General features: G+C 63.9%; 12 protein-coding genes and 1 tRNA gene. 5 read left to right on the forward strand and 8 right to left on the reverse strand.

The features are described 5' to 3' along the window. Positions 1-132 precede the first annotated feature (132 nt). Positions 133-207: transfer RNA gene (locus ACN9MX_RS12180), tRNA-Thr, on the reverse strand. A 114-nt stretch (positions 208-321) separates the two neighbouring features. Between ACN9MX_RS12180 and ACN9MX_RS12185 the strand changes: the two genes are divergently transcribed. After that, positions 322-456: a hypothetical protein gene (locus ACN9MX_RS12185; RefSeq protein WP_363827028.1), complete on the forward strand. Its 135-nt coding sequence runs from the start codon at positions 322-324 to the stop codon at positions 454-456. Between the two features lie 10 nt (positions 457-466). Here ACN9MX_RS12185 and ACN9MX_RS12190 read toward each other — a convergent pair whose 3' ends face one another. Next, positions 467-2,248 (reverse strand): aminopeptidase P family protein, encoded by a 1,782-nt coding sequence (locus ACN9MX_RS12190; RefSeq protein ID WP_363826753.1) that lies wholly within the window; start codon positions 2,246-2,248, stop codon positions 467-469. A 93-nt stretch (positions 2,249-2,341) separates the two neighbouring features. Here ACN9MX_RS12190 and ACN9MX_RS12195 point away from each other — a divergent pair, with 93 nt between their 5' ends. Both ACN9MX_RS12195 and ACN9MX_RS12200 read left to right on the forward strand, forming a co-directional pair. After that, entirely contained in the window at positions 2,342-4,414 is a 2,073-nt protein-coding gene (locus ACN9MX_RS12195) for a S9 family peptidase (protein WP_363826756.1), read from the forward strand. Further along, positions 4,414-4,812 (forward strand): acyl-CoA thioesterase, encoded by a 399-nt coding sequence (locus ACN9MX_RS12200; RefSeq protein ID WP_363826759.1) that lies wholly within the window; start codon positions 4,414-4,416, stop codon positions 4,810-4,812. Before ACN9MX_RS12195 ends, ACN9MX_RS12200 begins: the two co-directional genes overlap by 1 nt. Positions 4,813-4,879: 67 nt before the next feature. On the opposite strand, the gene ACN9MX_RS12205 is transcribed toward ACN9MX_RS12200, so the two are convergent. Beyond that, positions 4,880-5,863 (reverse strand): TerC family protein, encoded by a 984-nt coding sequence (locus ACN9MX_RS12205; RefSeq protein WP_363735739.1) that lies wholly within the window; start codon positions 5,861-5,863, stop codon positions 4,880-4,882. Between the two features lie 386 nt (positions 5,864-6,249). Here ACN9MX_RS12205 and ACN9MX_RS12210 point away from each other — a divergent pair, with 386 nt between their 5' ends. Next, positions 6,250-6,657 (forward strand): hypothetical protein, encoded by a 408-nt coding sequence (locus ACN9MX_RS12210; protein ID WP_363826762.1) that lies wholly within the window; start codon positions 6,250-6,252, stop codon positions 6,655-6,657. A 37-nt stretch (positions 6,658-6,694) separates the two neighbouring features. Here ACN9MX_RS12210 and ACN9MX_RS12215 read toward each other — a convergent pair whose 3' ends face one another. From ACN9MX_RS12215 to ACN9MX_RS12235, 5 genes are all read right to left on the reverse strand, one after another. Further along, positions 6,695-8,554 carry an ABCB family ABC transporter ATP-binding protein/permease gene (locus ACN9MX_RS12215; RefSeq protein ID WP_363827015.1) on the reverse strand — a complete coding sequence of 620 codons (1,860 nt, stop codon included), beginning with the start codon at positions 8,552-8,554 and terminating at the stop codon, positions 6,695-6,697. A 106-nt stretch (positions 8,555-8,660) separates the two neighbouring features. Next, positions 8,661-9,500 carry a 2,3,4,5-tetrahydropyridine-2,6-dicarboxylate N-succinyltransferase gene (gene dapD, locus ACN9MX_RS12220; protein WP_363826764.1) on the reverse strand — a complete coding sequence of 280 codons (840 nt, stop codon included), beginning with the start codon at positions 9,498-9,500 and terminating at the stop codon, positions 8,661-8,663. Then, positions 9,497-10,168, reverse strand: coding sequence for a pyrimidine 5'-nucleotidase (locus ACN9MX_RS12225; RefSeq protein WP_133653094.1), 672 nt, complete (start codon positions 10,166-10,168; stop codon positions 9,497-9,499). The genes dapD and ACN9MX_RS12225 overlap by 4 nt, the downstream gene beginning before the upstream one ends. Positions 10,169-10,252: 84 nt before the next feature. Continuing rightward, complete coding sequence (locus ACN9MX_RS12230) at positions 10,253-11,131, reverse strand: LOG family protein (protein ID WP_363826767.1); 879 nt, start codon at positions 11,129-11,131, stop codon at positions 10,253-10,255. A 221-nt stretch (positions 11,132-11,352) separates the two neighbouring features. Then, positions 11,353-12,048: an extensin family protein gene (locus tag ACN9MX_RS12235; RefSeq protein WP_363735743.1), complete on the reverse strand. Its 696-nt coding sequence runs from the start codon at positions 12,046-12,048 to the stop codon at positions 11,353-11,355. Between the two features lie 161 nt (positions 12,049-12,209). Here ACN9MX_RS12235 and ACN9MX_RS12240 point away from each other — a divergent pair, with 161 nt between their 5' ends. Continuing rightward, complete coding sequence (locus tag ACN9MX_RS12240) at positions 12,210-13,370, forward strand: phosphoserine transaminase (RefSeq protein ID WP_363735744.1); 1,161 nt, start codon at positions 12,210-12,212, stop codon at positions 13,368-13,370. Positions 13,371-13,392: the final 22 nt, after the last annotated feature.

Genomic DNA, 13,392 nt, shown 5'->3' on the forward strand with positions numbered 1-13,392 from the left:
GGGCGCGGAAATCCTCGTGCAGCGACAGGGCTGCGGCCGCTGCCCACCCGCAATGGCTGACGATCCACCGCCACAAGCGCGGCGAAAAAACGCCAAGCCGGGGCGGCGTAAATCAAGGATATGCGGGAAAAATGGTGCTGCCGGTGAGGATTGAACTCACGACCTCAGCCTTACCAAGGATGCGCTCTACCACTGAGCTACGGCAGCACTATTTCGGTTCCATCCGGCTTATAGCGCCAGCGGAGCCGGGCCTATGGCTCCCTCCTTGCGCCATGTCAAGGCGGCTTGCGGCAGAAGATGCAATTTGATTATGGGCGGGCCATGACAAACGGTCAGGACCAACGGAAAGAGCGATTGGCGCAGGCGTTGCGGGACAATCTGCGTCGCCGCAAGGCCCAGTCCCGCGAATCGCGCGACACGCCAGCCCCCCCGCGCCCGGACGACGCGGGGGAGTAGATCGGCACTGCTACAGCGGTGCACAGGCCGCCTTCAGCCAATCGAGCGCCGCGCCGTCCAGTTGCGGCCCGACGACCTCCCATACCTGGGCGTGATAGCCGTCCAGCCAGGCACGCTCCTCGTCGGTCAGCAGTTCGGTTGCGATCGCGTTCCGGTCGATCGGCGCGAAGGTCAGCGTCTCGAACCCCAGCATCTCCCGCTCCGCGCCTGGCACGTCACGGGGTTCGACCAGCACCAGATTTTCGATGCGGATGCCATATTCGCCGGTCTTGTAATAACCCGGCTCGTTGGAAAGGATCATCCCCGCCTGAAGCGCCTCGTCACCGCCGCCGAATGTCGCGATCCGCTGCGGTCCTTCATGCACCGACAGGAAGCTGCCCACGCCATGGCCGGTGCCATGGGCATAATCCAGCCCTTCCGCCCAGAGGAACTGGCGCGCCAGCACGTCGAGCTGCCCGCCGCGCGTCCCCTTCGGGAACTGCGCGCGGGCCAGGGCGATATGCCCCTTCAGCACCAGCGTGAAGCGCCGCTTCATTTCCTGCGTCGGCGTGCCGATGGCGATGGTGCGGGTCACGTCGGTCGTGCCGTCGCGATATTGCCCGCCGGAATCGACCAGGTAGAAACTGCCGCTCTCGATCGGCCGGTTCGTCTTCTCCTCCACGCGGTAATGCACCACCGCGCCATTCGGCCCGGCGCCGGAAATGGTGTCGAAGGACAGGTCCTCCAGCAGCCCGGTCTCCTTGCGGAACGCCTCCAGCCGGGCCGCCGCGCCCAGTTCGTCGACACCGCCCCCCGGCGCCTCGGCCGCGATCCAGTGCAGGAAGCGCGACAAGGCCGCCCCGTCCCGCGCCTGCGCCGCCTTGTGGCCCGCGATCTCGATGGGGTTCTTGACCGCCTTGGGCAGCACCGCCGGATCGCGCAGTGCCAAAATATGCGCGCCGCCGGCCTCCAGCGCCTCGAATATGGCGGCGACCGCGCGTTCGGGATCGGCAGCGACCGTCTTGCCGGCAAAGCCCGCCAGCGCATCGGCGAAGGCCGAGCGATCATGCACGCGCACCGCATTGCCCAGATGCTTCGCCACCGCTTCGTCCATCTTCTCCGGCGCAACATACAGGTCCGCCGTCGCATCCGCATGGACGATGGCATAGGCGAGCGCGACCGGCGTCCGTTCCACATCCTTGCCGCGAATGTTGAACGTCCAGGCGAGGGAATCGAGCGCGGACAGAACCACGGCGTCGGCATGCCGGGTGACGAGCCAGTCGGCCATGGCCTGTCGTTTTTCCGCCGCCGACTGCCCGGCATGGCGGTCCTCGTGCACCACCAGCCTGGCGTCGCTGGGGGCAGGGCGATCGGGCCAGACGGCGTCTACGGGGTTGGTGTCCACCGCCACCAGCTCCGCGCCGCGCTCCGCCAGCGCCTCGCCCGCCGCCTTCACCCAGGCGCGGGTGTGCAGCCACGGATCGTAACCGATCCGCCCGCCGACCGGGGCATGATCGCCCAGCCACGCCGCGACGGAGGTTTGCGGCACGCTCTCATATTGCCAATGCGCGCCATCCACCTGCTCGCGCACCTGCAAGGTGTAGCGGCCGTCCACGAAGATCGCGGCTTCCTCCGGCAACACCACGGCGCTTCCGGCAGAACCCTGAAAGCCCGTCAGCCACGCCAGCCGCTGCGCATAGGCGCCGACATATTCGCTCATATGCTCGTCAGTCAGCGGCACGACAAAGCCGTCCAGCGCCACGCGCACCAGTTGGGCGCGCAACGCTTTCAGGCGATCTTCATAAGTGGACATCAAATTTCCCTTGGACTTGTCGGCCCTCTTGCGCAGGGCCTATGGCCGCCAACATAAGCAGACCAGCACAGTTTCGCCAGATCAGGACATTGAATGACCGCTCCCTCCGTAGTTCCTTCCGCCGACCGCCGCCCGCACAGCTTCACCCGTCACGGCATCACGGTGGAGGATCCCTATGCCTGGCTGCGCGACCCCGGCTATCCGGAGGTGACGGACAGGGATGTGCTGTCCTATCTGGAGGAGGAGAATGCGTTTTTCGAAGCGGCCATGCAGCCGCGCAAGGCGCTGACCGATCGCCTGTTCGAGGAGATGAAGGGCCGCATCAAGGAGGATGACAGCTCCGTCCCACAGAAAGACGGCGACTATATCTACTGGCGCGCGTTCGAGGTCGGCGCGCAATATCGCAAATGGTATCGCAAGCCGGTGGCTGCCGGGGATGACAGCGCGCAGGATCAGCTCATCCTGGACGAACCTGCGCTGGCGGAGGGGCATGATTATTTCCGCCTGGGCGCCCTGTCGGTCAGCCCGGACGGCCGCTATCTCGCCTATGCCATCGACAATGATGGCTCCGAACGGTTCGAGGCGCGGATCAAGGATCTCTTCACCGGCGAAATCCTGCCGGAGGTGATCCCCGATACCCTGTCCTCGCTGGTGTGGACCGGCGACAGCAAGGGCTTGCTCTACGGCATCGCCAATGAACAATGGCGCACCGACAATACCCGCCTCCACTGGCTGGGCCAGCCGGTGGAAAGCGATGTAGAGCTGTTCCATGAGGATGATGAGGGGTTCCGCGTCTCGGTCGGCCTCACCTCATCGGAAAAATGGATCGTGATCGCGACCGGCGACCATGTCACCAGCGAGGTCTGGCTGCTTCCCGCGGACAATCCCACGGCACCCCCGCTGCTCGTCGCGCCGCGCCAGCCCGGCCGCGAATATGAAGTCGATGAGCATGAAGGGACGCTCTACATCCGCACCAACGACGTTCATCCCAATTTCCGGCTGGTGAAGGCGTCGCTCGAAACGCCCGGCCAATGGGAAGAGATCATCGGTGCCGACCCGCATTTCTACCTGACCGATTTCACGTTGTTCAAGGGCTTCTACGTCACCGAGGGGCGGCAGGACGGCCTCGACCAGATCGAGCTGCGCGACTATGCCACGCATTCGCCCCGGCGCATTCCCTTTCCGGAAGCCAGCTATTCGGCGAGCCTCGACGACAATCCCGAATATGACGTGACCAGGCTGCGCATCGGCTATGAATCGATGGTCACGCCCGACACGATCTATGATTATCACCTCGCCACCGGCGAGCTTGAAGTGCTGAAGGTGCAGGAAATTCCATCGGGCTATGACGCGACCCGCTACGCGACGGAACGGCTGATGGTCCCGGCCCGCGACGGCACGCCGATCCCGGTATCCATCGTCTATCCGAAAGACCTTCCGCGCGACGGCAGCGCGCCGCTCCACCTCTATGGCTATGGCGCCTATGGCATTGCGATGGAGCCGGGCTTCTCCACCAGCCGGCTTTCCCTGCTGGACCGGGGCTTTGCCTTCGCACTCGCCCATATCCGGGGCGGCGACGATCTTGGCCAGCAATGGTATCTCGATGGAAAGCTCGAAAAGCGGACCAACACGTTCACCGATTTCGTGGACGTGGCGAAGGGACTGATCGAGCGCGGCTATACCTCGACGGGCAGGATCAGCATCTCCGGTGGCTCTGCGGGCGGTGAACTGATGGGGGCGGTGATCAACAGCGATCCCGCGCTATGGGGCGCCGTGGTGGCGCATGTCCCCTTCGTCGACGTGCTCAACACCATGCTGGACGAGACATTGCCGCTGACGCCCGGAGAGTGGCCCGAATGGGGCAATCCGATCGAGGACAAGGCGGCGTTCGAGACCATTCTGTCCTATGATCCCTACAGCAATGTCAGCGCCCAGGCCTATCCGCCGCTGATGGTGACGGCCGGCCTCAACGACCCTCGCGTCACCTATTGGGAACCCGCCAAATGGGTGGCGAAGCTGCGCGCCACCAAAAGCGACGACAATATCCTTATCCTCAAGACCAATATGGGCGCGGGCCATGGCGGCAAGTCGGGCCGCTTCGAAAGCCTCCGCGAAACGGCGGAGGAATTCGCCTTCATTCTCTGGCAATTGGGCGTGGCGGACTGATGCCTTCCACCTACGCCACTCAATTCACCGCCGGCCCCGAACATATCGACATATTGGGCCATGTGAACAATGCCGTCTGGGTCCAGTGGATGGAGCAGGTCGCCACCGAACATTGGACGCGCGACGCCGCGCCCGAACATCTGGATGCCTATGTCTGGGTCGTCACCCGGCATGAGATCGATTATCGCGGCAATGTGCAGCAGGGTGAAACGGTCAGCGTCCGCACCTGGATTCCAGAAGGCCCGCGCGGCGCGCGCTTCGACCGGTACATGGAATTCACGGGCCCTGACGGCAAGGTGAAGGTGTCGGCCCGGTCGACCTGGGCGATCATCGACCGGCAGACGGGCCGCATCCTCCGGGTTCCTCCCGAAGTCGCGGCCCGCTTTACCGAGGACTAGTTTTCCGCGATTTCCCAACCAGCGACCGGTTCCGATCGCTTGGACATCGCTCTATGCTTTTGATGCCCTAGGCGATCCGCCGCGCCTCTTCCCGCGTCTTCCACAGCGACCAGCCGACGCCCGCGCCGATCAGCGCAAAGGTCACGCCCAGGCTGACGACGGGCGGAAACTTGTCGCCCCCCAGCAGGAAGTCCGCCACGAAGATCTTGGCGCCAATGAAGACGAGGATCGCGGCCAGCGCATATTTCAGATAGTGGAAGCGATGCACCATCGCCGCCAGGGCAAAATACAGCGCCCGCAGGCCCAATATCGCCATCACGTTGGATGTGTAGACGATGAAGGTGTCGGTCGTGATCGCGAAGATCGCCGGCACGCTGTCGACGGCGAACACCAGGTCGGCAAAGTTGATCACCACCAGCGCCAGCAGCAGCGGCGTCGCCGCCGTCACCATGCGGCCCGTCTTCGGATCGGCCATGCGCGCCAGGAAATGCTCGCCATGCAGGTCCGGCGTCACCCGCATATGCTTCGAAATGAAGCGGATCAGCGGGTTCCTGCCCACGTCCATCGGTTCATCGCCGCCGAACATCATCTTGATGCCGGTGAAGATCAGGAAGGCGGCGAACAGGTACAATATCCAATAGGCCTGATGCAGCAGCATCGCCCCGCCCGCGATCATCAGGCCGCGCAGTACGATCACGCCGATGATGCCCCACAGCAGCGCGCGATACTGGTACCGGGCCGGAATGGCGAAATAGGTGAAGATCAGGCTGATGACGAAGACATTGTCGATCGACAGCGCCTTTTCGATGAAGAAGCCGGTGAAATATTGCATCCCCGGCTCAGCCCCGCGCACGAACCAGACCCAGAGGCCGAACGCGCAGGCGATACTGATGTAGAAAAGGGAGAGCTTCAGGCTTTCCCTGATGCCGATTTCCTTGTTCTCCCGGTGCAGGAAACCCAGGTCGAAGGCGGTCAGCGCGACGACGATGGCGAAAAAGGCCAGCCAGAACCAGGCCGGTGTTCCCAGCCAGTCCGCGAAGAGAAATTCCATGGCATATGCTCCTCTCGTTCAACGACAAGGTTGATCGGAGCGTCCGCTGCGAATGGGGGGTGGTCTGAACCAGACCGTCAGTCGCACCGGAAACTCCGATGCGGTCCGACATCACGCGCTGGAATCAGCACGCCAGAGGGGCCCGGTCCGCGATGGGGAAAATAAGGGCCGACAGCAGCAAAATCAACCGGGGCGCCAGGGCGGAAATAGAGTCTCACAGCCGGAACGATATATTGAGGTAAACGTCTCTGACGGCGGAAACGGAAGCCGCTGGCGGTGATTATCGTTGGCGCGGTAGCCGAGGAGACACCAACGCGGGGCGGACAACTGGTCCGGAAAGAATTTATAAACCTCGCCAGCCCAAAGTGATTGGAAGGAGGCGGTGCATGTTTGCGTTTCGAATCGACGAGAAAAACAAACTTGTGCACGTCGAGATTGCCGGCATCATGTCAGTCTCGGAGGTCGAAAGATTTAACGAGGAGCTTCTGGCTAACGCCTCCGCAGCTCGTCGGTGGTTTGGGTCATTCAGGTTTCTCGTCGATGCCAGATTATCTCCGGTACAGCCCGCCGAGACGATCAGTAGCTTTAAACTGCCGCATGAAGTGCTCAAAGGCGGGGGTGATCGCTATGCGGTCGTCTTGGGCTCCAACCTGTCCAAGTTGCAAGCCAATCGGCTGTCCGACGACGACCGAGTGCGGGCATTCCTGTCGATGGATGACGCCGAGGCCTGGTTGTTAGGTTACGCCCCATCAGCAGGTTCCGAGGATGAGTCAGCGCCGTTGAAGCAGGCTTAGATCCGCCAAGCGGCCCACGGGCGTGCCCAACTTCACCTTACGCCCGACCCCCAGGGACCTCCACCACCTCGAAAATATCCTCGATCCCCGGCTCCACCGGCATATCGTCCCGCTCGGTCGCCTGGCGCGCCCACATAGCCGCGTAAAGGCCGTCTGCCCGGACCAGATCGCCATGCCGCCCGCGCTCGACCACGCGGCCCTTTTCCATGACGATGATCTCATCGGCATCGACCACGGTGGACAGGCGGTGCGCGACGATCAGCGTCGTGCGCTTGCGCGAAATGCTGCGCAGCACGTCCTGGATTTCCGTCTCGGTCCGGCTGTCGAGCGCACTGGTCGCCTCGTCCAGCACCAGCACAGGCGGGTCTTTCAGCAGCGTGCGGGCGATCGCGACCCTCTGCTTTTCACCGCCGGAGAGCTTCAGTCCCCGCTCGCCGACCCGCGTGGCATAACCCAGTGGCAGGCCCATGATGAAATCATGGATCGACGCCGCCCTCGCCGCCGCCTCGATCTCCTCCTGCGTCGCGCCCTCGCGCCCATAGCCGATATTATAGCCGACCGTGTCGTTGAACAGCACCATGTCCTGCGGCACGATGCCGATCGACGCGCGCAGCGACTGCTGCGTCACCGCCGCTATGTCCTGCCCGTCGATGCTGATCCGGCCGCCCTGAATGTCGTAGAAACGGAACAGCAGCCGCGCGATGGTCGATTTGCCCGCGCCGGACGGGCCAACAATGGCCAGCGTCCTGCCAGCCGGCACGGTGAAGCTCACGCCGTGCAATATCTCCCGTTCGGGATCATAGCCGAAATGCACATGGTCGAAGCGCACCTCGCCTGCCTCCACATGCAGCATCGGCGCGCCGGGCGCATCGCTGATCTCGGCCTGCGTGTCGATCAGCTTGTACATCGCCTCCATGTCGATCAGCCCCTGGCGGATCGTCCGGTAGACCATCCCCAGCAGGTCGAGCGGCCGGAAAAGCTGGCTCAGCAGCGTATTCACCAGCACCACGTCGCCGGTCGAGAACTGCCCATGGCTCCATCCCCAGACGGTATAGCCCATGGCCCCCGCCATCATCAGGTTGGTGATCAGCGACTGGCCGATATTGAGCCAGGCCAGGCTGTTCTCCGACTTTACCGCCGCTTCGGCGTAACGCCGCATCGCCTTGCCGTATCGGGTGGCTTCGCGCTCCTCGGCGCCGAAATATTTGACCGTCTCGAAATTGAGCAGGCTGTCCACGGCATGGGCCACCGCATTGGTGTCCATATCCACCATGTCGCGGCGAAGCTGGTTGCGCCATTCGGTGATCGTCCGGGTGAACCAGATATAGAGCGCCACCATCACCAGCGTCGCCGCGACCAGGCCGGCGCCGAATTTCACGAAGAAGATGACGCAGACCGCCGCCAGTTCCAGCACCGTCGGCGCGATGTTGAAGAGGAGGAAATACAGCATCGTGTCGATGCTTTTCGTGCCGCGTTCCACGATCTTGGTAACCGCGCCGGTCCGCCGGTCGAGATGGAAGCGCAGCGACAGGCGGTGCAGGTGGACGAACACATCGTCGGCCAGCCGCCGTCCTGCTTCCTGCCCGACCCGCTCGAAAATGGCGTTGCGCAGATTATCGAACAGCACGCTGCCGAAGCGCGCGCCCGCATAGGCGACGACCAGCGCGATGGCGAGGCCCGCGCCGGATTCCATGCCCGGCGCCATGCGGTCGACCGCGCCCTTGTAGGCGAAGGGCATGGCCAGGCTGACGACCTTCGCCACCAGCACCAGCAGCATGGCGATGGCGACGCGCCGCCGCAGCGCGGGGGCGTCGGCGGGCCAGAGATAGGGAAAGAAACGCCGCATCGTCGCCCATATGGGCGGGAGCGGGGAGTTATCGGGCGTCGAGGGCGGCATGACACTCATTTAGGAAGTCATGCCGCTTTGATCTAGAGACGTCGAAGGTGCGTCGCCATTTCGTTCACGCTTCGCAGGCCCGCATGGGCGGAATGGCGGCGTGCCTTCAATCGCGCAGCAGTTCGTTGATCCCGGTCTTCGACCGCGTCTGCGCGTCGACGCGCTTCACGATCACGGCGCAATAGAGGCTCGGCCCCGGCGTCCCGTCGGGCAGCGGCTTGCCGGGCAGGCTGCCGGGCACGACCACCGAATAGGGCGGCACTTCGCCGATGAACACTTCGCCCGTGGCGCGATCGATGATCTTGGTGGACATGCCGATGAACACGCCCATCGACAGCACCGATCCCTTGCCGATGCGCACGCCTTCCACGACTTCGGACCGCGCGCCGATGAAGCAGTCGTCCTCGATGATCACCGGATCGGCCTGCAACGGCTCCAGCACGCCGCCAATGCCCACGCCGCCGGAAAGGTGCACATTCTTGCCGATCTGCGCGCAGCTTCCCACCGTCACCCAGGTGTCGACCATCGTGCCTTCATCGACGAAGGCGCCGATATTGACGAAGCTTGGCATCAGGATGACGTTCCTGGCAATGTGCGAACCAGCGCGGGCAAAGCTGCCCGGCACGGCCCGGAAACCGGCGGCGCGGAAGGCCGCCTCGTCCCAGCCGGCAAATTTGCTCGGCACCTTGTCCCACCAATGGCCGGCGCCGGGCCCGTTGTCGATCATGACATTGTCGTTCAGGCGGAAGGAGAGCAGCACCGCCTTCTTCGCCCACTGGTTGACCTGCCATCCTTCCGCGGTCGGCTCCGCCACGCGCAGTGCGCCCTTGTCCAGCAGGGCCAGCGCCTTGTCGACCGCCTGGCGGACCTCGCCCTGCGTCTGGAGGTTGATGTTGGCCCGGTCCTCCCAGGCGGCGTCGATGATGGCGATCAGTTCGTTGCTCATGGCTTTTCCCCAAAAATATCCGCCAGGAACGGCGTCAGATGGTCGGTTTCGAAATCGATGAAGTCGGGATGATGGCCATGATCGCCGGCTTCGGAGCCGTTATTGACCCAGATGGTGGTCATGCCGATCGCCTTGGCCGGGCGCAGATTGCGCGCCATATCCTCGAAAAAGGCGGCGCGGGTCGGATCGACATTGTGAACACGGCACAATTCCGCATAGCCCGACGGATCGGGCTTGGGCACATATTGGCAGGCGTGGATGTCGTGGATCAGCTCGAACGCGCCGGAAAGGCCCAGCCGGTCCAGCACCCGCGTCGCATAGGCCCCATCGCCGTTGGTGAAGATCAGCCGCCGCCCCGGCAGCGCCGCGATATGGGCGTTCAGCGCCTCGTCCACCTCCAGCCGGTCCATGGAAATGTCGTGGACATAGTCCAGGAACGCCTGCGGCTCTATGCCATGATGGTGCATCAGGCCGGAGAGCGTCGTGCCATGTTCCAGGAAATAGCGCTTCTGCGTTTCCCTCGCCACGACCGGATCGCAGCCGAGCAGGCCCTGGATGAATTCGCCCATCTTGACGTCGATCAGGGCAAACAGGTCCGCCTTCGCCGGGTAGAGCGTATTGTCCAGATCGAAGATCCAGGTGTCGACATGGGCGAGGTCGGGACGCATGGCCGGGCCCTAGTCCCGTGCGGGGAAGAGGGCAAGGCGGAAGAGGGAGTCCATGCTCCTGCCTTCGCATGAGCATCAGGCGCGTTACCCGCAGTCCTGCGCTTCGCTGTCCTGATAGAAGCTCTGCACGGCGTGCCACGCTTCCTCCGCCGTCTCGACCCAGGTCAGCAGGTTGAGGTCCGAAGGCGAGATCACGCCTTCGTCGGCCAGCGCCTCGAAATCCACCACCCGCGTCCAGAACTCGCGCCCGAACAGCAGCACCGGGATCGGCTTCATCTTGCCGGTCTGGATCAGCGTCAGCAGTTCGAACATCTCGTCGAACGTGCCGAAGCCGCCGGGAAATACCGCCAGCGCCCGTGCCCGAAGCAGGAAATGCATCTTGCGCAGGGCAAAATAATGGAACTGGAAGCTCAATTCCGGCGTGACGAAGCGGTTGGGCGCCTGCTCATGGGGCAGCACGATGTTCATGCCGATGGTGGTGGCGCCCACATCGTCGGCGCCGCGATTGGCCGCCTCCATGATCGAGGGGCCGCCGCCCGAACAGACGACGAAATGGCGGCATCCCGCTTCGTTCACCGGATATTGCGCCGCGATCCGCGCCAGCTTGCGCGCCTCGTCATAATAGCGCGCCTTTCGACCCAGATTTTCAGCGATGCGCTTCTGTTCGGGCGTGGTCGCGGCGTCGATGCGCGCCCGCACCTGCTCCGGTTCGGGGATGCGCGCCGATCCGTAGAAGACGAAGGTCGATTCGATCTTCGCCTCGTCCATCAGCAGTTGCGGCTTCAGCAATTCGAGCTGGAACCGCACCGGCCGCAGGTCCTCCCGCAGCAGGAATTCGGTGTCCTGGAAGGCCAGGCGATAGGCGGCGCTGCTGGTCTGCGGTGTTTCCACCCCCTTGCGGGCGTCGGCGGCTTCCTGACGGGCGGGGCGGAATTTGCGTTCTTCGATTTCTTTTCTGGTCATTTTCACCAAGGTAGGCGGCCAAGGTGACAAAGCCAAGGCGGTTAAGATTAAATGCCGTTAAGTTCGGCCCGCTTCATGGGCTCGCCAAGCGGCAGGAGCCGCCATGTTCCTGTTTCCGCTCAGCGGCAAAAGCCGCCGCGTTCCCGTTTCCGCTCAGCGACAAAAGCCGCCGCGTTCCCGTTTCCGCTTAGCGGCAAAAGCCGCCGCGTTCCCGTTTCCGCTTAGCGGCAAAAGCCGCCGCGGCCGCCCATGTCGAAATGAAAATGATCGTGATGGGCGGCGTTGTAATCGGGGCTCAGCACGGTGCTGAACCGCTTGCAGGCGCTGGCGTGGATGATCTCCAGAAACTGCCTGACGCGCTTGTCGCCGTTCCAGTCCTTCTCGATGGTGATGTGTCGCCCGTCGCTCAGCACGAAGCCCGACACGTCGACCGCATTGCTGTGCGCATGTTCGCTCAGCTTCCCGCTTCCCGCGATCGGCCGGCAATTATAGGTGCCGAAGGTTTCGATCTTCTCGACCTCCGCCCCCAGGATCAACCGCGCGGCAGGCTGCACGCCGAAACGGGCCCAGGCCGCGAAATTGGCCGCGAGGTTGCAGGTCATCGCGCCCAGATTGGTCGCGGGCACGCCGATATCGAGCAGCTTGACGCTGCCATAAGCATTACACCCGCCCCCGAAATTCTGGTCGGGAAGGGGCGTGAACAGGACGGATTGCGATTGCAGCTTCGCCATGCATTGCCGGACCTCCATGGTTGGCGGAGCGGCCGGCCGGGTGGCCCTTGGCGGCTTTGCCGGGCGTTCCACCCGGCCGCGCGGGACCAGGTCGCCGCCGCAGCCTGCCAGCGTCAGCATGGCGGCCGCGACAGCCGCCAGTCCCAGGCCGCGAAAAATCGCTTTCCCCCTAACCCGCTCAATCATGACACAATCCTTTACCACGTCCCGCTGGCTGAGGGGTTAACGGCTGGCTCGGCTCATCGCGTCCAGACATTCAACTTGACTCTTTGGCCGGACACTTTAGGGCGGCCAGCGGGCCACGCGGTCCCAACGCCGCGCGTGCTCTCTGTAAGGAGAAGCATTACATGACTGATCTGACTGCCGTTGACGCCACCCTTGCGCCTGCTGAAAAGCCCGCCAACCGTCCGGCCCGCCCCTATTTCTCTTCCGGTCCCTGCGCCAAGCCTCCAGGCTGGAGCGCCGACAAGCTGAGCGCTGACTCCCTCGGCCGCTCGCATCGCGCCAAGATTGGCAAGACCCGCCTCGCTTATTGCATCGATCTGATGCGCGAACTGCTCAACCTGCCCGAAACCCATCGCATCGGCATCGTGCCGGGCTCCGACACGGGCGCCTTCGAAATGGCGATGTGGACCATGCTGGGCGCCCGCCCGGTGACGACGCTCGCCTGGGAAAGCTTCGGCGAAGGCTGGGTGACGGACGCCGCCAAGCAGTTGAAGCTCGACCCCACGATCATCCGCGCCGACTATGGCCAGTTGCCCGACCTGAACGGTGTGAACTTCGCCCATGACGTGCTGTTCACCTGGAACGGCACCACCTCGGGCGTGCGCGTGCCGAACGCCGACTGGATTCCGGCCGACCGCGAAGGCCTGACCTTCGCCGACGCGACCAGCGCCGTGTTCGCCTATGAGATCGACTGGACCAAGATCGACGTCGCCACCTTCTCCTGGCAGAAGGTGCTGGGCGGCGAGGGCGGCCATGGCGTGCTGATCCTCGGCCCCCGCGCCGTGGAGCGTCTGGAAACCCACACGCCGTCCTGGCCGCTGCCCAAGGTCTTCCGCCTGATGGCGAAGGGGAAGCTCGCCGAAGGCATCTTCAAGGGCGAGACGATCAACACCCCGTCCATGCTGGCGGTCGAGGATGCGATCTTCGCGCTGGAATGGGGCAAGTCCCTGGGCGGCCTTTCCGGTCTGATCGCGCGCAGCAACGCCAATGCGGCGGCGCTGAACAGGATCGTCGAGGAACGCGACTGGCTTGGTCATCTCGCCGCCGATCCGGCGACCCGTTCGACCACCAGCGTCTGCCTGACCGTCGAGGGTGCGGACGAAGCCTTCATCAAGAGCATGGCCGGCCTGCTCGAGAAGGAAGGTGCCGCCTATGACGTCGCGGGCTATCGCGACGCCCCGGCGGGCCTGCGCATCTGGTGCGGCGCTACGGTCGAGACCGCCGATATCGAGGCGCTGGGGCCGTGGCTCGACTGGGCCTATGCGACGGCCAAGGCTGCTTAACAAACCTCTCCCAAATCCCCGT

Source organism: Sphingobium sp. R-21 (assembly GCF_049913335.1).
Classification (GTDB): domain Bacteria; phylum Pseudomonadota; class Alphaproteobacteria; order Sphingomonadales; family Sphingomonadaceae; genus Sphingobium.